We start from the raw sequence: 23,536 nt of genomic DNA on the forward strand, positions 1-23,536 counted from the left end.
TGCTCTAAAGGGCGGAGATTATAGTACTTTAAATAAATAAAAATATCACGAATTATTTCGGATAGTATCTATAAAAATATAATCCCCAGTATTCCATTTAAACTCTATTCTGTGACTTTCAGTTCATATTTGTTCCATAGTGTTCCTTTTTGGGAACCAAGTGCAGAGAATTTGACGTTTTGAATGCGATCGCGCACTGCTACCAAAGATAAAGGATTCACTAAATAAATGTAAGGTAAATATTCTTGAGAGAGGCGTTGCGTTTTTGCATAAATCTCTTTGCGCTTTACTTCGTCTAACTCTCGTGCAGCTTGAATGTAAAGACGACCAATTTCTGCCTCCCAATCTGCTACTTGCCAACCAATAAGTGGTTCTTGCCCTGCTTGAAGTTTCTGATTGAAGGTATGTAGTCCGCCTGACGGGAGCCAAACATTAGCCCCGTCATTTGGTTCAATCCCTCCAATAAAGCCTAGCAGATAACATTCCCAGTCGAGGGAATTAGAAAGTTTGTCTGTGAGAGTATTGAAAGCAATTGGATTAAAATCAACTTGAATCCCGATTTTACTCAAATCTTGCTTGATTTGCGCTCCCATTAACACCCGAGTTTTATTTTCAGCATTTGTTAATAAACTAAAGCGTACACGATTACCATCAGCATCTAGTAATTGTTTATTAGCATTATATTTAAAACCTGCACTGAAGAATAACTTTTTAGCTTTTTCTTGATTATATTCATAAACTTTCAGACCTTTTTCTGGAGAAAAATAATAAGGACTTTGAATCTCGATTGGCGAATTTTGTAATACACCAATTCCGCGAAAAACGTTATTTAACATTGATTGACGGTCGATTGCATGGGCAACTGCTTGTCTAAAAGCAAGGGTATTAAACCAGCGAGATTTAATTGGGTCAATTACAGACTGTCCATTTTGTCGCCGACCTTTGTTGAGATTAAACGAAATATAAGTATTGCTGAATTCTGCGCCTCCATTATAAATAGTAAACTTTCCCCGCTTTTCTTCGCGCTTAAGTAGTGAAAAGTTTTCTGGAGAAACAGTAACTGTATCTAATCCTCCAGAGCGAAACTGAAGAATTATTGTATCTGTAGATTCAATAATTTGCCAAACAATGCGTTCAATATAAGGTAACTGATTACCTTGGCTATCTTTGCGCCAGTAATAAGGATTGCGCCGGAATACCACACGCTGACTAGGAGTATAACTTTCTATTTTATAGGCACCGTTGACGATAATTTTACCGGGTTCTGTATCCGTTCCCCAAGTAGATAAAAATTTGGGATTACCTTTAGTATCTTTAGATTTCAATGATTCAGCTAAAGCATGTTTTGGTAATATGCCAACTGAGTTTGTTGATGCTCCAGAGGTAGTAGAAAGGAAGGGAGCAAAAGGTTCAGGTAGAATAAATTCAATCTGGCGATCGCCGATTTTTCTGATTTTAGGAAAACTACCACTAGAACCAATTTTAAGACTATCTTTCCAATCGGTAGGAATCTGTGGATTGAAAATCACATTCTCATAAGTAAAGATAACATCGTCTACGGTAAGTGGTTCGCCATCTGACCATTTCAAGTTTTCTCGTAAAGTAAAAGCAATTCGTTTTTTATCATCAGAAATATTCCATGATTCAGCTAAAGCTGGCTCAAATTTGCCTGTAATACCGTTGAGAGTCGTTAGTCCTTCAGTCGTGAACAGAAAAACATGAGGATATTCTTGATTAAAAGCGTAGTTAAATGTTTTCGGGTCACCAATGGTACTTGTAACCCATTGTGATACTTGCGCCGCCTTACTCTTAAAATTAATTGGGTTGCAACTGATAAGAGCTATCTGACAGATCAAGAATAGACCGAATATTCCTAAAACTGCAAACCCACGGCGGTAGCTAGGCAAGAGGGCAAAAATCATAAGACTGAAAGACTAAACTGTTAGCATAATACACCTCGTGTTCAGCCTTGATTGCATAAAGGTAAGTGGGGAGATGAGGGAGCAGGGGAAAGAATAATTCCTGACAAATGACAAATGACTAATGACCAATGACAAATGCTCATGAAAATTAACTAGCTTTTTTATCTACTACTTTGAGTTCATAAATATTCCAATTGTAACTTCCTATGGCAGAGTATTTTACGTTTTCAATAGTATTACGCACAGCTACTAAAGCTAGAGAATTGAATAGGTGAATAAAAGGCAAATACTCTTGTGAAAGTTGTTGTGTTTCTCCATAGATAGCTTTGCGTTTTGCTTCATCGAACTCTCTTGCACCTTGAATGTAAAGGTCTTCAATTTTCTGCTCCCAATCGGTAGCTTTCCAACCTACCGTTGGGGATTGTCCGGCTTGAGCTTTTTGATTAAATACATGAAAGTTACCTTCTATAGACCAGACATTGAAACCATCTTGCGGCTCAATACCACCTGTGATGGCTCCATACCAAGATTCCCAATCTAGAGTGTTAGAGATTTTTTCTCCAATAATACTGAAGTCAAGGAATTGTAAATCAACTTTAATGCCTATCTTGCCGAGATCCTGTTGGATTTTCGGTGTGATTGTGGGTCTATTACCAGCAACAGCCATGATTGTGAAGCGGACTCGATTGCCATCTGCGTCTAACAGCTGACCTTTATTATCATATTTGAATCCTGCTCCTAGTAAAAGTTGTTTAGCTTTTTCTGGATTGTAGTCATAGGTTTTTAAACCTTCTTTTGGAGAGAAATAATAAGGACTGGGAACAGAAATCGGAGAGTCTTGCGGTTCCCCTAATCCCCGCAAAGTGTTGTTAATCATCGTTTGGCGATCAATAGCGTAGGCAACAGCCTGTCTAAAAGCAACGTTGTTAAAAACACGGGACTTAATCGGATCTACAACAGGCTTGCCATTGCGACTACCTTTGTTGAGATTGAAAGTTATAAAACTTGTCCCAGAGTCAGGCCCAGCATTTTTAATAGTAAAGTTACCCCGTTTTTCTTGACGCTTAAGTAATTGAAAATTTCCAGGGCCAATTTCTAGTAAATCTAACCCTCCAGAACGAAATTGCAGCAAAGCTGTATCAGGCGATTCCACAATTTGCCAAATTATACGCTCAATATATGGCAGTTCTTTTCCTTGTGCATCTTTTTGGCGCCAGTAGTAAGGGTTGCGCCGGAATGTTACGCGTTGATTAGTTGAATAACTCTCGATTGCGTAAGGGCCATTAACAATAATTTTTTTCGGATCTGTGTCGGTTCCCCAAGTGTACATAAACACAGGCTTACCGTCAGAGTTTTTGGCTTCCACTGCTGCACGCAGGGCGTGTTCTGGTAGTATTCCTACCCCTGCTGCAATTGATCGCAAGAAAGGAGAAAACGGTTCTGGCAGAATAAATTCTACCCGGCGTTCATCGACTTTGCGGACTTTGAAAAAAGCCTTACTGATACCAATGCGAAGACCATCTTGGATATAAGTGGGAATGCGCTTGTTCATGTAGATGTCATTGAAAGAAAAAACGACATCATCGGCTGTTAATGGCTGACCATCCGACCACTTCAATCCTTCTCGCAAGGTAAAAACAAACCGCAGTTTGTCTGGGGAAACTTCCCAAGATTCAGCCAAAGCTGGCTCAATTTCCTTAGTTATTCCATTTTGAGTAGCTAATGCCTCATAAGTGAAACCAGAAATATTGGGAGATTCTTGAATAAGGGCGTAGTTAAAAGTCTTAGGGTCGCTCGTAGTAGAAATCACCAACTGGGGAACTTGTGCAGCCGCAGTTTTAAAGTTAGATGGATTGCAGGCGGTAAGTGTAAGTGCTGTTGCAAACGTTAGAATTATTGGTAAAAAACGCTTAATTGTGTTAAAAATTGGAGAATATTTCATAATTTTTCTTGTTTCAAAAGCAAGACAACAGCATAAGCACAGATGCCTTCTTCACGTCCAACAGGCCCTAATTTTTCATTGGTTGTAGCTTTGATGCCAATTTGATTTGATTCTAATTCTAAAACCGCTGCTAGTTTGTCACGCATATTGTGAATATGCGGCTTTAATTTTGGACGTTCTGCTACTACCACTGAGTCAATATTTCCTACCTGCCAGCCTTGATCCCGAATCAATTGATTTACTTGAGTTAATAGTACTAAACTATCTGCTCCTGCCCATTGGGGATCGCTGGGCGGAAAATAATGACCAATATCTCCCAAAGATAATGCCCCAAGCATGGCATCCATAATCGCATGGGTTAGTACATCAGCGTCACTGTGACCTAATAAACCCAGTTCATGGGGAATTTGAATTCCACCTAAAATCAAAGCGCGATCGCTCACTAGTTGATGAATATCATAGCCATTACCAATACGAATTTTAGTCATTTGTCATTTGTCATTTGTCATTGGTTATTTGTCATTGGGCATGGGTTATTCTCCTTGTCCCCTTGTCCCCTTGTCCCCCCAGCCTCCCCTGCTCCCCTGCTCCCCCTGCTCCCCCTGCTTCAATTTCTCCAAAAGATCGGGGCGGCGATCGCGGGTTTTTTGAATTTGTTGTTCGTAACGCCACCGGGCGATCGCTGCATGATTTCCACTGAGCAGGACATCAGGCACTTTCAAGCCGCGAAAATTCGCAGGACGAGTATATTGGGGATAGTCCAATAATCCTTCCTCAAAACTTTCTGCTGTCAGGGATTCAGTTTTGGCTACGGTTCCTGGTATTAGACGCACTACACCATTAATCAAAGCCATTGCTGGAATTTCCCCACCAGTCAGAATAAAATCGCCCAAAGATACCTCACGAGTTACCAAATGTAGCACCCTCTCATCCACTCCTTCGTAATGCCCACAAATAACTACTAACTGGTCATAATTTGTCACCAATTCTTTCAAAAGAGGTTGATTAATTGTTTGACCCTGTGGACTCATCAAAATTACTTCTCTTCGGGGTAGAATCGGCAGCGACTCTACAGCGGTAAAAATAGGTTCTGGCTTCATTAGCATCCCAACACCGCCGCCGTAAGGTTCATCATCTACTTTTCGGTGCTTGTCAGTCGTAAAGTCCCGTGGATTAATCAGATGCACTTGGGCAATCTGTTTGGCTAAGGCTTTACCTAGCAGCCCAGAATTGAGAACAGAGTTAAAACAGTCAGGAAAAAGCGTAACTATATCAAAGCGCACAGTTATTCGTATTCGAGGATACTAATCTAAAGAATGAATGTCTAGCAAACACCAGCAAGCCAAGGTCGGGTTAAACTCCAGTTAAACTTTTATCAATAGTATCTAAAACTACCAGACCTCCTGGATTTTAGATGGGATCAAAAGTTTTTCTAATTACTTAATTTATGTTTAAATGTTGTCACAACTACATTTAAATTAATAATCATATCAAGTTAACAACTTCCAGGATGCATCGAGCCAGCCTCAGAAAAAAGCGTAGTCTTAACTGCTCGTCCCCAACTTTAAAGGGGAAATCTAGCTACTTAAAGACTATTTTGCCCTGCTGCAAGTGGACAGGTGAAAAACAAGGTGCTGGTGAGAGAGGAATGGGAATAAACACGTTTAGACTGAGATAACGCGAGCGTTAAGCGAGAATTTGGAGAGTTGCTTTCCCTAGTTCCAAACTTCCAAAAAGTGTCCTCTCAAAGAAGCAAAGCGCAAAAATTATCAGGCAACTGAACCTTGTTAAATTCACACGCCATTCGCCACAAGCCGGGGAACCATGCACAGCAGTTCCTTATGGGGGAAACCCCCTCTGAGCGACTGCCTCTCCTGACGGAGACGCTATGCGAACACCAAGGCGATGGCTCCTGAAGTTGTTGACAGGAGAACCAAAATGCCGCAACTACAAGCTAAATCGCTAGAAATGAGGATACCCCAAGCAACTAAAACAGCCGTTCTGGTTATCGGAGGTGCAGAAGATAAAGTTCATGGGCGCGAAATCCTACGAACTTTTTTTGGACGCGCCGGTGCTAGTAAAGCTTATATTACAATAATTCCATCTGCCTCTCGCGAACCTGCCATTATCGGTGGTCGGTATATTCGCATTTTTGAAGAAATGGGTGCCCAGAAGGTAGAGATTTTAGACATCCGCGAACGAGAACAGTGTGAAGCTTCCCAGATCAAAGCATCCTTAGAAGCCTGTAGTGGGGTATTTTTGACAGGAGGAGACCAGCTGCGTCTTTGTGGCGTATTGGCAGATACGCCAGCAATGGAAATTATTCGTCAGCGAGTGAGGGCGGGGCAACTTACGTTAGCAGGCACCAGTGCAGGAGCAGCGGTGATGGGGCATCACATGATTGCTGGCGGCGGTAGTGGAGAGGCGCCCAATCGTTCCCTAGTGGATATGGCAACGGGTTTGGGATTTATTCCGGAAGTAATCGTAGACCAACACTTTCACAACCGTAATCGCATGGGGCGACTGATTAGTGCGATCGCAGCTCATCCCGATCGCTTAGGTATTGGCATTGACGAAGATACTTGTGCAGTGTTTGAACGTGATGGTTGGCTACAAGTTATGGGTAAAGGTAGTGTCACCATTGTCGATCCCACCGAGCTCACCCATACCAACGAACCCCATGTCGGTGCTAATGAACCGTTAACCGTGCATAATTTACGTCTCCATATCCTCAGCTTAGGCGATCGCTTCCACTTGTACCAGCGGACTGTATTGCCTGCTGTACACCGAATCTCCAGCTGACGGGATAGAGTATCTGAGGTTACACTGAGTTGACCGCACATTTATTATTTCTTTCTGTAGAAAGAAAAATGATAAGAATACCATGTAAAAAGAAAAAACTGTTTTTAATGAACAGTTTAGCGGTCAATTCCAGTAAGAAACTAGAATTTTGGTTCCGAATCTCCATCTACCTATTCCCATGAGAATCCTCAAGATCCAGACATTACGCGGCCCAAACTATTGGAGCATTCGACGCCACAAACTGATCGTCATGCGCCTCGATTTAGAAAACCTTGGCGAGACGCCCTCGAATGAAATCCCTGGCTTTTATGAAGGATTAGTTGAGGCGCTGCCAAGTCTGGAGGGTCACTATTGTTCACCTGGCTGTCGTGGTGGTTTTCTGATGCGAGTCAAAGAAGGCACTATGATCGGCCACATAGTAGAACACGTAGCCTTAGAACTCCAAGAATTAGCTGGGATGCATGTCGGCTTTGGTCGCACCCGCGAAACTGCCACACCCGGAATTTACCAAGTAGTAATCGAATACCTGAATGAGGAAGCGGGACGCTACGCTGGACGAGCCGCAGTAAGGCTGTGCCAGAGTATCGTTGATCGAGGCCGTTATCCTAAGGCAGAACTAGAGCAAGATATCCAAGACCTAAAAGACTATTCCCGTGATGCTTCTTTAGGCCCTTCCACGGAAGCGATCGTCAAAGAAGCAGAAAAAAGAGGTATTCCCTGGATGGCGCTGGAAGCCCGCTTTTTAATTCAGCTAGGCCATGGCGTGAATCAGAAGCGAATGCAGGCCACAATGACGGACAACACTAGCATTCTGGGCGTAGAACTAGCTTGCGATAAAGAAGCCACTAAACGTATCCTCGCTGCTGCTGGTGTGCCAGTACCTAGAGGTACAGTGATCAACTTTTTAGACGATTTGGAACAAGCCATTGAATACGTTGGCGGCTATCCTATCGTCATCAAGCCCCTAGATGGCAATCATGGACGTGGGATCACCATTGATATTAGAACTTGGGAAGAAGCTGAAGCTGGATACGAAGCTGCCAGACAAGTTTCCCGGTCAATTATTGTCGAAAGATATTACGTTGGACGCGACCACAGGGTACTGGTAGTAAATGGCAAAGTAGTAGCAGTTGCCGAACGTGTCCCGGCTCATGTCATTGGCAACGGTAGATCCACCATCGCCGAACTGATTGAGGAAACAAACCTTGACCCAAATCGCGGTGAAGGGCATGATAACGTCCTAACCAAGATTGAACTAGACCGCACCAGCTACCAACTCTTAGAAAGGCAAGGCTATACCATAAATAGCGTACCACCCAAAGGCACTATCTGTTATCTCAGAGCAACGGCAAACTTAAGTACAGGTGGTAGTGCCGTAGACCGTACCGATGAAATTCATCCAGAAAACCGTTGGTTAGCACAACGGGTAGTCAAGATTATCGGTTTGGATATCGCCGGACTCGATATCGTCACCTCGGATATTAGCCGTCCTCTGCGGGAAGTGGATGGTGTGATTGTCGAAGTTAACGCCGCTCCTGGTTTTCGGATGCATGTCGCCCCAAGCGTAGGTATTCCTCGTAACGTTGCTGGCGCAGTGATGGATATGCTGTTTACTAACGAGCAATCTAGCCAAATTCCCATCCTCAGCGTCACGGGTACTAATGGCAAAACCACCACGACTCGACTACTAGCACATATTTATAAACAGACAGGTAAAGTAGTAGGTTATACTACTACCGATGGAACATATATCGGTGATTACTTGGTAGAATCTGGTGATAATACAGGCCCCCAAAGTGCCCACCTCATCCTCCAAGATCCCACAGTAGAAGTAGCAGTACTGGAAACGGCTCGCGGTGGCATTCTTCGCTCTGGATTGGGCTTTGAAGCCGCAAATGTAGGGGTAGTATTGAATGTGGCTGCCGACCACTTAGGAATAGGCGATATAGATACCATTGAGCAGTTAGCTAATCTCAAAAGCGTAGTAGCGGAAGCCGTATTCCCGGATGGCTATGCGGTACTTAACGCTGACGATCGCCGCGTCGCCGCCATGTCAGAAAAAACTAAAGCTAATATTGCTTACTTCACGATGAACCCCAATTCGGAATTAGTGCGGAAGCACATTTTAAAGGGTGGAGTCGCGGCAGTGTATGAAAATGGCTATTTGTCAATTGTTAAAGGTGATTGGACACACCGCATAGAAAGAGCCGAAAATATACCTTTAACAATGGGCGGACGTGCGCCGTTTATGATTGCCAACGCTTTAGCTGCCAGTTTGGCAGCGTTTGTGCAAAACGTCACAATTGAGCAGATTCGTGCTGGTTTGAAAACCTTCCGGGCTTCAGTTAGCCAAACACCAGGACGAATGAATCTATTTAATTTAGGCAACTACCATGCTTTGGTGGACTATGCCCACAACGCAGCCAGTTACGAAGCTGTAGGTTCCTTTGTGCGGAACTGGACTACAGGACAACGGATTGGGGTAATTGGTGGGCCAGGCGATCGCCGCGACGAAGACTTTGTTACTTTGGGTAAATTAGCAGCACAAATTTTTGATTACATCATCGTTAAAGAAGACGATGACACACGGGGACGCTTACGTGGTTCAGCTGCCCAGTTGATTATTCAAGGTATCACGGAAGTTAAGCCTGATAGCCGCTATGAATCGATTCTGGATGAAACTCAAGCGATCGATAAAGGTTTAGACATGGCTCCTGATAACAGCCTAGTGGTAATTTTGCCAGAAAGTGTTAGTAGGGCTATTAAGTTAATTAAGCTGCGTGGTTTAGCCAAGGAAGAGACACACCAACAAAATCCCGGCACAACTGTCATCGATTCCCAAAATGGAATCACACCTTCTTCTGTTGTTAATAGGTTGCTGTAGTCAGGAATCAGGAGGAAGCATCGCGCTAGCTTCTCCTGACTTTTTTAATTACTGTTTTTCTTCTTCCTGATTGGTTTCTTCGCTAGGAGTTTTCATCTCCTCCTTAAAACCTCGTAGGGTTTTGCCCAGTGCAGTCCCCAGTTCGGGAATTTTTTTTGGGCCGAAAATTAGAATAGCGACAATGCTAATTACAGCTATTTCTGGCCATCCCAGTCCAAACATATAAATTTCCTCTAAGGCATCTGTAATTAAATATAGACATTGATGGCTCAAGTCCGATAAGTTCGCTACTGATAAGCACTCTACATTTTGGAAAACAGGGTATAAATAGAACTAAATTCTTCAAGTATTTTTACATATAGCAATACCGATATACCAATAAATATCTCAACTTTTATCATCTATTTCATCTTCAATAGCTTCAGCCATTAAATCTTCTTCCTGTTCAATTTCATTTAACTCTTCGTCAGAAACGTCGAGTTCTTTCTTCGCAAAGACTCGCCTAGCTTTTCTGTCAAAAATTTCAACAATATTCGTCTTATCCCTTTTAATTGCTTCGATATCATTTTTTTGTAACAAAATCATATAATAGCGGGATACTTCCATCATTCTATAAGCATATTGATAAGCATCCCTTGTAAACTCACCAGTTGTTACAACCATTACCACATCTGCCCCTATAACAAATGTCAGCCCGATTTCTTTGGCTAAGACATCAATATCAACCTTATTTGTGTTTTTGCATTGAATCTGCCACCGACTATAAACAAACCTGTCTGAAGCTGCCAAAACATCTACTTCCCCTTTGCCATTCTCTCTACTGCGCCATCTTGTAAAACGCAGACTGGTTAGGCGTATCATCCAGACTGCTAAAAGCTCTAATGCTTTGCCTTTAATATGTTTATCTGGATGATTTAATTCATTTACAACATCATCAAAAGTACGGTTGAGTTCAATTTCTGAAAGCCTTGTTTCGTTAGCGATTGATTTTAGAAGAGGTACTAATAGTTCAGACTGAGCTTTGCTGGTTCATCTGACTTTATTCGGTTTAGCTCCTCTGCCACCTGTGGTTTTTTCTGTTTCTATTAAACCGAGAGTTGCAAGAGGTTCAATAACATCCTTGACTAAATTTTTAGTTGTGAGTCTTAATTTATAAATACTTCTGATATGTTGTGCAACTTTATTAGCTGGTATAAGTTCTTTCACATCAAGATTCAGCAGACTAAGCAGAAAATGTTTTTGTCCTGGAGTCAGGGTATAAAGCTCGTCGATAAAATCTTTATTGATGCCTAGAATTTCGGAAACAATATCCCAGTTTATTTCGTATTCCCGTTCAAAGACACCTGTCAAAGACAACCAACTTCTCATGGTACTTGTGTAAATAGCGTTGGGTGATATGGTATATCCCCTTTCTTGTAATTCATAAGCTATCGACTCTAACTGTGGTTCTTCTCCTCTGGAATTAATTGCGTCGATAGCTTTTAATAAAGCCATGCCTGACAGATTATTTAATATATGAGTCGCAAACCGTCGATTTACAAAAAAAGTATTGTTGGATTTCGATAAAATTTCCTCAACAAGAGGAGTGATTTTATATTGACGTGGCTGTTCCAAGTTCTCAATCAGCTGATAAGCTCTGAGTGATAAGAAACAATTCATTGCTAATTTCCTGATATTTTCTGAAGCCAGCCTAGATAATGCCCGTTTAGAATGTTGGGAAAAATAACGTTGGGCAATATTGGCTTCCAGTGTATCTCGACTTGGTTGACACTCTTTACATAATTCCAGAATTTCAACTAAAGAGAATTTTGCTGGTTCAAACTGATGTCCATAAGTAAACCTTTTTAATTTATTAGACTCCATTGTGCAATTTCCTTAAAGCATCTGATGGTTGAAGCGCCTTCTTTAAAACAGTCCTAACTGTACTGACTGATTATTATCAGCATTTTCTATTGCTATTGATGGTAAATCTGCTGGAGGTTCGACAACCAAAGGAGCATTTTGTTCAAATCTCAGTTTTGAGCTTTTGATGTAGTTTTCATCAATCTCAAAAGCTAACCAGCGTCTTTGTAACGTTTCTGCGACTCGACCTGTCATATTAGAACCAGCAAAAGGTTCTAAAACAATATCACCTGGTTCTGTACAAAGGTTAATGACAAACTCTGGTAAAGCTTGAGGGAATCTTGCTGGATGTGGCTTAAAATTTTCTTGTTTGCAACGCCTTTGGTAATAATCGTTGGAAGCAGTATTCGAGGCAGAAATTACATTTATGGGCTGGACTAAATCTTCAAATAAAGTTTCTTGTATAAGAGTCTGTTCCCCTATTTCTTCTTTGTCTGTACTACAACGTCCATCAATAATATTCGGGGGAATGGCTCCTCCCCTGTCCTTCCCAAATTTATCGGAAATATCATGGCCTGATGGTCTAATTTTGGGTTTATACCCATTATTTAGAAGGTTTTTCATCGCATCACTATAAGGCTTTAAAACCCTTCTGTTATTAGCTTTAGGATGCGGTTCTTTTGACAGCCACCAAATTGTATTTACTGAATCTTTAACTCTTTCCCTGCGAACTGTTACCCATTCGGCAGGAGTGGGTAGTTTTGCTGGGTTATACCAATACAATTCTTGTGCCAGATAAAATCCAAGTCCGCCTTTTTCTTTTGCTTTGCACAAAGCAACAACTAGTTCAAAATGATATAGAGAACGAACTGGCATTCCTTTAATCCAACTGCCACCTATATCAATAACTAGTGAGCCTGTTGGTTTAAGAATACGGTAAAACTGGGCTGCATAATCTTTAAACCATTCAATATATTCCTCAGCATCAACGTTTCCGTATTCTTTTTTACGAACCAGTGCAAATGGTGGAGAGGTGCAAATTAAGTCGATACTTTCGTCGAGAATACCTGCCATTAATTCTAGGCTGTTTCCCAAATAAGCAGCACCAAATTTTGTTTCGTAGTAAGGGTTACAATTAAGTCTCATCTAAACTTTGTTAGTACAGTTGTACGTCTCTGAAAACAGTATCATTCATAAAAGCATAAGTTCTCCAACTATTAGCTATTTTTTTGATCAATTTGCTGAATAAATAGGGCAATGTGCCAAGTATCTGCACTTATATAGTACATTTGTTCTATATTGAGGATAGTAGAGATAGAAATGGACACGTTGAACAAAGTAATAATCAGCACAACTAACTTCTAATTGGATTGGTAATTGGTAAATCTAACCAATTGCTTAATTCCTGAGCTAGCCATTCTAGTTCCGCTTCAGATTTAATTGCACCATCACTACCACCAAGTTGATATTTTTTTACTCCTACCCAAATATCTAATTGTGCGGGAACGGCAATTCTAATGCCTTCAGAATCTTTCGTAAAATGTTTGGGAATATAAACTAACTTATTAATACTTTGTCTTGGCGATGCACGGGGACGATAAAATTTCCAAGCAAACAACTCCCAGCTGAGGGAAATTTGTTTAGGATTCAAGCGTAAGCAGATGCGTCCAAAAAAATGAAAGAAAAATTTATATACCATCATAAAGCCAGCACCCCAAAAAGGAATTGAAAACAAAGCAAAGGGGATGTTGACAGGAAAAGGTGCTGAGAGTGCGCCTATTGTCCAAAATAAGATAAATGAATTCCAGACGATCGCAAATAAACCTGTGAATACTATTGATAAATCAAAACCAGATGGTGGAACGATAATTTCTAGAGAATCCCCATTTTTGGTTAGTTGAATCTTACTCCCATCTGGTTTGCCAACAACTAAAGTAGGCAAGTTTATTGATTGTGGTTTCTCTAAAGCTGCGTAGGCGCAGCCCATCGTAGATATCGCTTGCTCGGCAGAACTCAAACGCCGTTCTAAACTAGGTTCAATCATCCACTTTAAGCAATTGGTAAAGCTGGGACTGAGATTAGCCAGTTGTTCAAACTGAATGCGAAAATCCTTTTGGGGTAAATCGGCTGGGTGAGTACCCGTTACTAAATAAATTAAGGTTGCGCCTAAACTATAAAGGTCGGATGCTGCAACAGTGCGTCCGCCAAATTGCTCTGGTGGCATATAACCATAAGTTCCTACCACAGTCCTTGTGCCGCTTTCGCTAGCCAGGACTGTCTGCACTGAGCCAAAATCTACTAAATAAACTTGACCAACACTATTGCCAGAACGCTCCCCCAATAAAATATTGCTAGGCTTAATATCACGGTGAATTACAGGCGGATACAGCCTATGTAGATAAACGAGAATCTCTAAAAGTGCCTTGGCTATCTGTTTGACTTCAGCTTCAGTAAAACTTCGCCCAGTCTGTAAGCATTGCTCTAAAGTTTGTGCTCTTATATAAGTTTGTACTAAAGCAAATCCTTTGATGGTTGGTAAATTTACCTCAAAATAGTTTAAATAGCCAGGAATTGAGGGATGTGCTAGGTTTTTTAAAGTTTCAGCTTCTCGCTCAAACAACTTGAGTGAATCCCACTCAAAATCACTACTAAAAGAGAGTAATTTGATAACAACTAATTCCTGAGTTTGCAAATCACGAGCTAATAGCGTCCGCCGCCCTGCTTTTTTTCCTAATAGCTGCTGAACTTCGTAGCGTTCGCCTAAAATTTCGCCAATCATTATGGTTTCTTGTAATGCTACGGTTGAAAAGTTTTATAGCTTATAGCTTTTCAATTTGGCAAATCGATATCTTTAGTATAATTGCGTAGTTCTATGCCCTCCCAACTTTGGCCTTATATTACCCCTGGTATTCCCGATGAATTATTCGAGCATTTGCCAGGAATTCCCCTGAGCCAGCGAGAAGTCCGACTACTATTGATTGCTCAACTGCGGCTAAAATCAGATTCCGTGTTGTGGGATATTGGCGCCGGGACAGGTACAATTCCGGTAGAGGTAGGGCTATTGTCTCCAGATGGACAGATTATCGCTATCGAAAGGGATGAAGAAGTAGCTAATCTGATCAAGCGTAACTGCGATCGCTTTGATGTAAAAAATGTCGAAGTTGTTGAAGGCAGTGCCCCAGAGTGTTTACATGACCTAAAAATTACCCCTCACCGCGTTTGTATTGAGGGAGGTCGCCCCATTCAAGAAATTCTACAAGCAGCTTGGCATTATTTGCCGCCATCCGGTCGGGTTGTAGCCACAGCTGCTAATCTAGAAAGTCTGTATGCTATTTCCCAGAGCTTTTCCCTGTTAAGGGCTAGAAATATCGAAGTTGTCCAATCTGCGGTTAATCGCCTAGAAACACGCGGCTTTTCTCAAACCTTTACCGCCGTTGATCCCATTTTTATCCTCAGTGGTGAGAAACTGGATTAGGGAATGGGGCATGGGGAAGCCACTGCGGTCTTGGGGTCTCCCCAAAGTGGAGCAAGTGGCGCATAGGGCATTGGAAGAGGCAACAAAGGAAGGAGGAAAACAAAGATGACGGAAGTAGGGGGAGCAGAAGAAGCAGGGGAGAAATCAATTCAAAATTCAAAATTCAAAATTCAAAATTGAAGATTCAATCCCAATGCCCAATGCCCCATGCCCCATGCCCCATTCCCAATGCCCCATTCTCAATGCCCCATTCCCAATATTTAATACTTCTATGCCTTGGTCTCGGATTATTAGTGGAATTGTTGCGATCGCTCTTGCTCTTTTTGCAACCCTTTTGGGGGGTTGGTACTTTACCATCATCTTTGCGGTTATCATCTTTTTGGGTCAACAGGAATATTTTAATTTAGTGCGAGCTAGAGGCATCGCTCCTGCCGCTAAAACCACTATGGCTGTCAGCCAAATCTTACTGGTTATTTGTACCCTTGATGGCAGTTTAGCTGATGCTGTGATGCCAATAGCTGGCACACTTATTTGTTTTTACCTGCTGTTTCAACCCAAATTTGCCACGATCGCTGATGTTTCCGCTTCTATTATGGGGCTATTTTACGTCGGTTACTTACCAAGTTACTGGGTGCGGTTACGAGCAATTGATAGCACTACTTTTAGCAATCTCCCTTTTGGAGGTTACTGGCCTACAACCTGGACAGATTTCTGGGAAAAGGCAAATTCCGCTTCTTTAGCACAAGGTTTTACAGCCACACTACTGACTTTTTTGTGTATTTGGGCAGCTGATATCGGTGCTTACACCATTGGCAAATTCTTTGGTAAAACCCGTCTATCTGACATTAGCCCGAAAAAAACTGTAGAAGGTGCTGTCTTTGGCATTACTTCAAGTGTTGCCGTAGCCATAGCAGGAGCCTATTATCTTCACTTGCCTAAATCTCTCTTCACTGGTTTAGCATTGGGTTTGCTGATTGGTATTGCTAGTCTTTTAGGGGATCTCACAGAATCTATGCTCAAGCGGGATGCTGGAGTTAAAGATTCTGGACAATTAATCCCCGGTCATGGTGGTATTTTAGACCGTACCGATAGTTATATTTTCACAGCTCCTTTGGTTTACTATTTTGTGACATTACTTTTGCCACTACTTAGTAAATAGGTGAATTGGGCATTGGGAATGGGGCATTGGGCATGGGGATTGAATCTTCAATTTTGAATTTTAAATTTTGAATTTTGAATTTTGAATTGATTTCTCCCCTGCTCCCCAGTCTTGACTAGACGCTATACCATCTAAAATAGAGTATTAATATTTTTTAATTTGCGATCGTCAAGGGTTAACGTTAATCCGCCCACGACACACCAGCTTACCTGGGATCAGCGTTAGTTCTTGGATATCGACATCTGAGCCAAGATCCAGCTTGTACTTATGATTGTCCTTTAATATATCTCCCTGGTCGGGGTTGATTGGGATATGTGCTACTTGCAATTCATGCCCACTGAGTAATTGTAAGCCCAGACAAATCTCTAGAGGCGTTTCACTATTGGTTACTCTCAAACCTCGCAGTATAATTTGGTTGTTTCCAAGGAGAATTTCTTGCCACTTGATTGGTTGTGACTGCGGGTAATCTGTTGGTAAAACCTTAACCAATAGATCGCTCAAAGCAGTCGATAATAAATCAGATGAGAGAGAATCGTTAAGATCCTTCTCATCTACGATCAAATCGCCAACCACTGGTACTGTTTCTAACAGTCGTAGGGCTTTTCCCTTGAGTACGGAACCGATATTTACCCGAATATTTTCTGCTATTAATTGAATTTGTGTAATTAGGAGACCTTGATAAACTGCATGAGTAGCAAAAACAGATACCGAAGGAATACGTCCAGAGAAAAGTTGGCGATCGCTAGCTTTAATCTCTACTTCTAATTCCGATATTTGGCTGACTTGCGCTCTTAACCAGAGCTTGACTGCTGTTGTGAGTACCTGCGTAATTATGCGGATTTTATTTGTACTTGTTTTTTGGGAATTTTGATCTGGCATCTAAACTAATTTATTTATGAGTATTTATTCAACAACCGAACATAAATTAAATAAGCTTTAAATGTAACATTTATGCCTACTCGCTACATAATGCAAATATCATTTAATTGATAACAATAAATAAGCAATTTCTACATGGAGGTACGGTTACAAAAAATTCTCGCTCAATGGGGTATCGCCTCACGTCGTGAAGCCGAAGAAATGATTAGGCACTCACGGGTGCGGATTAATGGGGTATTGGCACATTTAGGTCAAAAAGTCGATCCCGAAAAAGATGCGATCGCAATTGATGGTAAGTCTGTATCCCAAAAGCAGCGTCCGGCTTTAATATATCTATTGCTGCATAAACCACCGGGAGTGGTTTCGACTTGCTACGACCCTCATCGAAGACCAATAGTCCTAGATTTACTACCGAAAGAATTACGGGAGGGTTCAGGTATTCACCCAGTTGGTCGTTTAGATACAGACTCGACAGGAGCATTAATCCTGACTAATGACGGAGAATTGACGTTTGGATTAACCCATCCACGTCACAGTATTTCCAAGATATATCATGTCTTGGTCAAAGGACATCCTTCAGAAACAGTACTGCAAATGTGGCGTCAAGGTGTGATGCTGGAGGGTAGAAAAACCAGGGCCGCTAAGGTACACCTAATAGAACGTCGTACCGAGGAAAGTGTTTTAGAAATAGTCTTGCAGGAGGGAAGAAATCGCCAAATTCGCCGGATAGCTCAACAGTTAGGATACCCAGTAATCAAGCTGCATCGGACTGCGATCGGCCCAATTCAATTACAAACTCTAAAAGAACCCTTTTTGTCAGAGGGTAAATATCGTTTCCTCAAAGATTATGAGATTCGCTTTTTGCAAGATCAGATAACGCAACCTAATTATTGATTCAGTGGAATTAAGGAGTGTCAGTAGGCATGAAATGGCTAAGAAAGAAGAATAATCACCAGCCATCACTTTCATTAGAGGAACAACGAGCCGAAAAGTTGGCAGAATTAGGCGCTCAACTTTGGGCATTGCGTCAAGAACAGGGTTTATCTCTAGAGCAAGTGGTTGCATTGACCAAGATTCCCCGACGATTATTGCAGGCGATCGAAGAAGGTAATTTAAACGAACTACCAGAACCAGTCTATATTCAGGGTTTGATCAGGCAATTTGCCGATGCACTAGGCTTGAATGGAGTAGAATTTTCTGGCACTTTTCCGATCAGTTCTGCACAAGTTAGCCCTCTAAGTAAAGGGAATACTTCACCCCTGGCTCAACTACGTCCGATTCATCTTTACTTTCTTTACATAATACTAATAGTATGCTCTGTAAATGGCTTATCTCAGTTATTAAATAACGCGTTACTACAAGCAAGTAATAGCCCAAACCAGCAATATCCAAAACAAAAGTCTGTTGTTAAACCAGAAATAGCTCAACTAAAAGAGTCAACGCAGGTACAACCTGTCAGCGATACCCTCAACGGTGTGCAAAAGGGACAGGTTGTCCAGGTTGGTGTGACTTTGAAAGCCTCATCTTGGATTCGTGTAGTAGCCGATGGCAAAACCGAGTTTGAGGGTATTCTGCCACAGGGAACTCACCGAATTTGGAAAGCCCAAGAGCAACTGACAGTGAAAACTGATAATGCTGGTGGTGTATTGGTAAGCGTCAACCAAGAGAAAGCTAAAAAAATGGGAGAGCCAGGGAAAGAGGAAGAATTTAGGATTGCTGCCAAGCCTAAGTTTTAAAATATGGGGCATAGGGCATGGGGCATTGGGCATTGAGGATTGAAAAGAGACAGGGTAGACAAGGAAGAGGGGGAAGAACAGGAAAAGATTTATTCAATAATTTCTCCTTGTCCCCCTTGTCCCCTTGTCTTCTCCTCCCCTGCTCCCCTGCTCACTCAGCCCCACTCCTTACTGGACTTGATCTTCCGGGGCGCGTCCATTGAGTTTGGTAAGAACTTTCAAGCGATCGCGCAATTCGTCTGTTATCGCTCCTGTTCGATAGCGCCACTCCCAGTTCCCCTCAGCAACACTAGGAAAATTCATCCGCGCTTCGTTTCCTAATCCCAAAATATCTTGCAAGGGAATAATCGCTTGGTTGGCTACAGAATTCAAAGCTAGGCGAATCAAATCCCAGTGAATGCCATCAGGGCTGATAGAACCTAAATAAAGCAACAAGTTTTGCTTTTCCTCCTCCTCAGCTGTATTGAACCAGCCTATAGTTGTATCATTATCGTGAGTCCCGGTATAAACTACAGCATTGTGCGGATAATTGAATGGTAAAAATGGATTAGCGGAATCAGCACTAAAGGCAAATTGTAAAATTTTCATCCCCGGAAATTCATACTTGTCTCGCAGCGCTTCTACCCCCGGTGTAATTACTCCCAAATCTTCTGCTAAAACGGGTAGCTTGCCTAACTTTTGCCTAATCACTTCAAAAAAAGCATCTCCAGGCGCTTCCACCCATTTACCATTGATAGCAGTTTGTTCACCTTGCGGCACAGCCCAATAAGCCTCGAAGCCCCGGAAGTGATCGATACGAATTATATCTACATAATCCAGCATTGCTTCAAACCGCTGTACCCACCACTTAAAGTCTTGTTTTTGCAATTCCTCCCAGTTGTAAACCGGGTTGCCCCACAATTGACCGGTGGCGCTAAAGTAATCTGGTGGAACTCCTGCCATTAGAGCAGCAGCTCCTGTCTCTTGATCTAAGCAAAACATGTCAGGATGCGCCCACACATCAGCGCTATCGTGAGCTACGTAGATAGGGATATCGCCAATAATATGAATACCGCGCATATTAGCGTAGCTTTTAAGCTCTGACCACTGACGGAAAAACTCAAATTGGACAAACTTGTAATAAATAATCTCTCCATTGAGCCGCTCCTGTACTTGTTCCATTGCTTGGGGATCGCGCTTGACAAGTTCTGACTGCCATGCGTGCCAGTTTGCATTCTCGTTGGCATCTTTCAACGCCATAAATAAGGCGTAATTATCTAGCCAATAGGCTTTGCTGTCGCAAAAACCTTCAAATTCTTTTTGTTGAATGGGTGTGGCATTCACTCTAAAATTTTCATAGGCTTTTTTGAGTAGCCCAATCTTAACCTGCACAACCTTCTCGTAATCAACTTTTTCTTCTGGAAATTCTGGTAAATTAGCAAAGTCTTCTTCTGTTAACAAATTCTCATCTTGCAGTTTTTCTGGGCTAATCAGCAGGGGACTTCCCGCCATTGCCGAGTAGCACATATACGGAGAATTACCGTATCCAGTGGGGCCCAAAGGTAAAACTTGCCAATATTGTTGATGGCTTTCTTTAAGAAAATCAATGAAGCGATAAGCTTCTAAGCCTAAATCCCCAATGCCAAATCGACTGGGAAAGGAGGTAGGATGCAGCAAAATACCACTTGATCTAGGAAAAGGCATAAGTAATCTGAATTATGGGAGGAAGCTATTGTCTAAACGATACGCTAGGCGATCGCATCAAATTTATCACGGAACAGTATTTGCAGGGGAAATCAAGTAAACTCATTTTGTTTGTCATTTGTCCTTTGGAAATAATCAATGACTAATGACTAATGACCAATGACTAATGACTAAATAACTATGACTTACCGAAATCCTACACCGACAGTTGATATCATTATTGAATTAGTAGATCGACCTCATCGGCCAATAGTGTTAATTGAAAGACATAATCTACCTTTAGGTTGGGCTATTCCTGGTGGGTTTGTAGATTATGGGGAAGCGGTGGAAGTGGCGGCGCGGCGAGAAGCTCAGGAAGAAACGGGTTTGCAGGTGGAGTTAGTTGAACAATTACTAGTGTATTCTGACCCCGATCGCGATCCGCGTCAGCATACGATCAGCATTGTGTTTTTGGCGACAGCTACGGGGGAACCTCTGGCTGGAGATGATGCTAAGGGTGTAGGCATTTTTGAGTATTGGCGTGTGCCTGGTGATTTATGTTTTGACCACGATCGCATTTTGCGGGATTATTGGCGATATCGGCATTATGGGATACGTCCGAGGTTGGGGTAAAAGAGACGAACCGCAGAGGCACAGAGAGCGCAGACAGAAGAGGGGAGAGGAATACCTGTGACACAAAGTTTTTGTGATTATACTGTGTCAGTGGTATTTAAAGGTGCATTATGGACGCTGAGATGCTGTTAGAGAAATATGCTGAAGGACAAAGGCAATTTCACAACGAGAATTTTAGAGGAGTAGACCTCAAATATGCAAATCTAAGTGGAATAGACCTAAAAGGTGCAGATTTGACAGGTGTAGATTTGAATGATGCCAACCTGAGTAACGCTTCTCTTCAAAGTATTAACCTCACTAGGGCATCTTTAACAGGTGCAAATTTGAGTAGTTTGGTGAAAAGTTCTAGTTTAAATTTGAGTTGGGCAGACCTAAGTAGTGCTGACTTGAGTAAAGCAACTCTGGATAGCGTGAATTTCAGTAATGCCAATCTAGAGAATGCCAATTTGAGTGGAGCAAACTTAAGTGGCGCGAATTTCAGTAACGCCAAGCTAGATAATGCTAACCTGAGTCAAGCAAACTTGACTAGCGTTAACTTTAGTAATGCCAACCTAGATAACGCCAACTTGAGTGACGCTACACTCGACTGTGCAAACTTAACCGAAGCATCCTTGAATGAGGCAAAAGTAGTTAGAGCTAACCTTAGTACTGCTAATTTAACTGGGGCTAACTTGTTTAAAGCTGATTTAAGTCAAGCAAACTTAACTCGTGTGATACTCAAAGATGCTAATTTGCAGGGAGCCAAGATTCGGGGTGTTAATTTATCTCAAAAAGATTTGTCAGGCATGAATCTGGCTGAAGCCGATCTAGGTGCAGCAAATCTCATAGGCGTAAATTTCAGAAAAGCTTGTCTCAAAGGGATAAATTTAGAGAAAGCAGAACTACAAAAAGTAGATTTGATCAACGCTAATCTAAACGAGGCAAACCTGAAGAAGGTAGATTTAACTGGGGCAAATATCTATGGGGCTACTTTTAAAGATGCAGACCTGACTGGTGCGATAATGCCTGATGGAGAAGTCTACAAGCCGATCGCAACTGAAGCAGAAATCGGTAATCAGCAAACATCGTTAAATAAAGTAATATCTATGACTCGTAAAGTAATTAATACTGATAACGCACCCGCACCAGTCGGCCCTTATAATCAAGCGATCGCAGCTTCAGGTCAATTTGTATTCATTGCTGGACAAATTGCCATCGATCCCCGCCTTGGTGATGTCGTCTACACTGATGATGTCAAAAAGCAAACTGAGCAAGTATTAGCTAATCTTGAAGCCATCCTCACAGCAGCCGGGGCTACTTTTCAAGATGTGGTGAAGACCACTGTATTTTTAGCTGATATGAATGATTTCGCAGCGGTGAATGCCGTTTATGCGAAATATTTCCCGGAAGATACAGCCCCAGCGCGGGCTTGTGTCCAAGTATCGCGCTTACCTAAAGATGTGTTGGTGGAAATTGATGCGATCGCTGTGATTAGAGTTTAGTATCAGCATCGGTTATTTTAATCCAAATTCCTTAGTACTCTTTGAGTAAAGCTAGATTTCAACGGATACGGATAAATGTTGACAAATAACTTTTAACAAATGACTTTATCTAATGAATTATGGGCAGCAAATCAAGACTTAGCCCAAGCTTGCCTAGAGCATCCTTTCGTTCAAGGCATTGGCGATGGTATTCTTGAGCAGGTGAAATTTGCTTACTACGTGGGGCAAGATGTTTTTTTCTTAGAAGCTTTTGCGCGTGCGTATAGTATCGCCGCAGCGAAAGCACCAGACTGGTTAGGTTTCACCACATTTCATAACTTAGCTAGTGGAGTTTTAGAGGAACTGCGGCTGCATAGTGGCTATGCTTCCCAGTGGGGAATCAATTTGGATTCTGTGGAACCTGGATCTGCCACGCGTCGCTATACTGATTTTTTGTTAGCAACTGCTTGGCGTGGAGATGTGGGTTTAACTGCTGCGGCGATGTCTCCTTGTATGCGTTTGTATGGCTTTTTGGGAGAACAGTTGTCTGGTAACGGTATTCCTAATCATCAATATGCAGACTGGATTCGTACTTACAGCAGTGCAGATTTTCAATCACTAACAAAACAATTAGAAAGTTTAGTTGAGAATTATGCCACTGCTAATGCTGTTGTGAATTCAACCTACCGTTATGCTATGTTTTGTGAGCGCGATTTTTTTCAGGCTGCGTGGATTTTGGAATAGTCTGCCTAATGAATTTTGTTAATTAGGATGAGGGAATGTAGGCACTCTTTTCGGCTTGCCATAAGGTGCAGATAGAACTCTGTTAATTACTTATTAACAATGGCGATCGCCTTTATAACTTTGGGAATACTGAAACCAAGTACCCTAGATGAGTATTAAAAATGGCAGTAAATCGCATCAGTGCCAGCCTAGCTCCAGCAGACAAGGAAGCAGTCATGCAGGCGATCGCTACAATTAGAGAAAAGTTACCGTTTTTGATTGATTTGACCCCTGAAGATCGGCGAACAATGCTGAAGATGGGAGATATAGCAACCGCCAGGTTGGTTAGGACACTAAACTCAGAACATACTCCATTGCCGCTCGCAAGGTAGGGAAGTACTCCAGTTGCTTGCGGAT

21 protein-coding genes are annotated in these 23,536 nt (G+C 42.0%); 10 read left to right on the plus strand and 11 right to left on the minus strand.

Annotated features, from left to right (window positions below; all coding sequences use genetic code 11):
• Positions 1-104: 104 nt before the first annotated feature.
• The 4 genes from V7K89_RS07125 to trmD all read right to left on the minus strand — a co-directional run bounded on the left by V7K89_RS07125 (position 105) and on the right by trmD (position 5,147).
• Positions 105-1,922 carry an ABC transporter substrate-binding protein gene (locus tag V7K89_RS07125; protein WP_335185664.1) on the minus strand — a complete coding sequence of 606 codons (1,818 nt, stop codon included), beginning with the start codon at positions 1,920-1,922 and terminating at the stop codon, positions 105-107.
• Positions 1,923-2,070: 148 nt separating this feature from the next.
• A complete protein-coding gene (locus tag V7K89_RS07130) occupies positions 2,071-3,864 on the minus strand; it encodes an ABC transporter substrate-binding protein (RefSeq protein ID WP_335185666.1) in 1,794 nt (597 codons plus the stop codon).
• On the minus strand, positions 3,861-4,352 hold the full coding sequence (ispF, locus tag V7K89_RS07135) for a 2-C-methyl-D-erythritol 2,4-cyclodiphosphate synthase (RefSeq protein ID WP_335185668.1): 492 nt from the start codon (positions 4,350-4,352) through the stop codon (positions 3,861-3,863). Before ispF ends, V7K89_RS07130 begins: the two co-directional genes overlap by 4 nt.
• Positions 4,353-4,397: 45 nt before the next feature.
• Positions 4,398-5,147, minus strand: coding sequence for a tRNA (guanosine(37)-N1)-methyltransferase TrmD (gene trmD, locus V7K89_RS07140; RefSeq protein WP_335185670.1), 750 nt, complete (start codon positions 5,145-5,147; stop codon positions 4,398-4,400).
• 655 nt (positions 5,148-5,802) lie between these two features.
• On the opposite strand from trmD, the gene V7K89_RS07145 reads away from it, so the two are divergent.
• Together V7K89_RS07145 and cphA are read left to right on the plus strand one after the other, a co-directional pair.
• On the plus strand, positions 5,803-6,666 hold the full coding sequence (locus V7K89_RS07145) for a cyanophycinase (RefSeq protein WP_335185672.1): 864 nt from the start codon (positions 5,803-5,805) through the stop codon (positions 6,664-6,666).
• 178 nt (positions 6,667-6,844) lie between these two features.
• Positions 6,845-9,550: a cyanophycin synthetase gene (cphA, locus tag V7K89_RS07150; protein ID WP_335185704.1), complete on the plus strand. Its 2,706-nt coding sequence runs from the start codon at positions 6,845-6,847 to the stop codon at positions 9,548-9,550.
• 48 nt (positions 9,551-9,598) lie between these two features.
• Here the strand turns inward: cphA and tatA are convergent, their stop codons facing one another.
• The 5 genes from tatA to V7K89_RS07175 form a co-directional block, all read right to left on the minus strand.
• A complete protein-coding gene (gene tatA / locus V7K89_RS07155) occupies positions 9,599-9,772 on the minus strand; it encodes a twin-arginine translocase TatA/TatE family subunit (protein ID WP_094348761.1) in 174 nt (57 codons plus the stop codon).
• Between the two features lie 165 nt (positions 9,773-9,937).
• Complete coding sequence (locus V7K89_RS07160; RefSeq protein ID WP_335185674.1) at positions 9,938-10,411, minus strand: restriction endonuclease; 474 nt, start codon at positions 10,409-10,411, stop codon at positions 9,938-9,940.
• A 168-nt stretch (positions 10,412-10,579) separates the two neighbouring features.
• The gene (locus V7K89_RS07165) at positions 10,580-11,413 is read right to left on the minus strand and encodes a hypothetical protein (RefSeq protein ID WP_335185676.1); all 834 of its coding nucleotides are present in this window, start codon (positions 11,411-11,413) and stop codon (positions 10,580-10,582) included.
• A gap of 42 nt (positions 11,414-11,455) precedes the next feature.
• On the minus strand, positions 11,456-12,538 hold the full coding sequence (locus V7K89_RS07170) for a DNA-methyltransferase (protein ID WP_335185678.1): 1,083 nt from the start codon (positions 12,536-12,538) through the stop codon (positions 11,456-11,458).
• Between the two features lie 208 nt (positions 12,539-12,746).
• Entirely contained in the window at positions 12,747-14,171 is a 1,425-nt protein-coding gene (locus tag V7K89_RS07175; protein ID WP_335185680.1) for a serine/threonine protein kinase, read from the minus strand.
• Positions 14,172-14,264: 93 nt separating this feature from the next.
• Here V7K89_RS07175 and cbiT point away from each other — a divergent pair, with 93 nt between their 5' ends.
• Positions 14,265-14,867 carry a precorrin-6Y C5,15-methyltransferase subunit CbiT gene (cbiT, locus tag V7K89_RS07180; protein WP_335185682.1) on the plus strand — a complete coding sequence of 201 codons (603 nt, stop codon included), beginning with the start codon at positions 14,265-14,267 and terminating at the stop codon, positions 14,865-14,867.
• Positions 14,868-15,138: 271 nt separating this feature from the next.
• Positions 15,139-16,026 (plus strand): phosphatidate cytidylyltransferase, encoded by an 888-nt coding sequence (locus V7K89_RS07185; protein ID WP_335185706.1) that lies wholly within the window; start codon positions 15,139-15,141, stop codon positions 16,024-16,026.
• A gap of 168 nt (positions 16,027-16,194) precedes the next feature.
• Here V7K89_RS07185 and V7K89_RS07190 read toward each other — a convergent pair whose 3' ends face one another.
• On the minus strand, positions 16,195-16,905 hold the full coding sequence (locus V7K89_RS07190; protein ID WP_335185684.1) for an LmeA family phospholipid-binding protein: 711 nt from the start codon (positions 16,903-16,905) through the stop codon (positions 16,195-16,197).
• Between the two features lie 135 nt (positions 16,906-17,040).
• Here V7K89_RS07190 and V7K89_RS07195 point away from each other — a divergent pair, with 135 nt between their 5' ends.
• Together V7K89_RS07195 and V7K89_RS07200 are read left to right on the plus strand one after the other, a co-directional pair.
• Positions 17,041-17,799 carry a pseudouridine synthase gene (locus V7K89_RS07195; RefSeq protein ID WP_335185686.1) on the plus strand — a complete coding sequence of 253 codons (759 nt, stop codon included), beginning with the start codon at positions 17,041-17,043 and terminating at the stop codon, positions 17,797-17,799.
• Between the two features lie 29 nt (positions 17,800-17,828).
• Positions 17,829-18,641, plus strand: coding sequence for a helix-turn-helix domain-containing protein (locus V7K89_RS07200; RefSeq protein ID WP_335185688.1), 813 nt, complete (start codon positions 17,829-17,831; stop codon positions 18,639-18,641).
• Positions 18,642-18,809: 168 nt separating this feature from the next.
• On the opposite strand, the gene malQ is transcribed toward V7K89_RS07200, so the two are convergent.
• Entirely contained in the window at positions 18,810-20,324 is a 1,515-nt protein-coding gene (malQ, locus tag V7K89_RS07205) for a 4-alpha-glucanotransferase (RefSeq protein WP_335185690.1), read from the minus strand.
• 180 nt (positions 20,325-20,504) lie between these two features.
• Between malQ and V7K89_RS07210 the strand changes: the two genes are divergently transcribed.
• The 4 genes from V7K89_RS07210 to V7K89_RS07225 all read left to right on the plus strand — a co-directional run bounded on the left by V7K89_RS07210 (position 20,505) and on the right by V7K89_RS07225 (position 23,511).
• A complete protein-coding gene (locus V7K89_RS07210) occupies positions 20,505-20,936 on the plus strand; it encodes an NUDIX hydrolase (protein ID WP_335185692.1) in 432 nt (143 codons plus the stop codon).
• 110 nt (positions 20,937-21,046) lie between these two features.
• A complete protein-coding gene (locus V7K89_RS07215; protein WP_335185694.1) occupies positions 21,047-22,417 on the plus strand; it encodes a Rid family detoxifying hydrolase in 1,371 nt (456 codons plus the stop codon).
• A 99-nt stretch (positions 22,418-22,516) separates the two neighbouring features.
• Positions 22,517-23,140, plus strand: a complete 624-nt coding sequence (locus tag V7K89_RS07220) for a TenA family protein (RefSeq protein ID WP_335185696.1) — start codon at positions 22,517-22,519, stop codon at positions 23,138-23,140.
• 161 nt (positions 23,141-23,301) lie between these two features.
• Positions 23,302-23,511 (plus strand): hypothetical protein, encoded by a 210-nt coding sequence (locus tag V7K89_RS07225; protein WP_335185698.1) that lies wholly within the window; start codon positions 23,302-23,304, stop codon positions 23,509-23,511.
• Positions 23,512-23,536 lie beyond the last annotated feature (25 nt).

The organism is Nostoc sp., from assembly GCF_036917515.1.
GTDB lineage: Bacteria > Cyanobacteriota > Cyanobacteriia > Cyanobacteriales > Nostocaceae > Nostoc.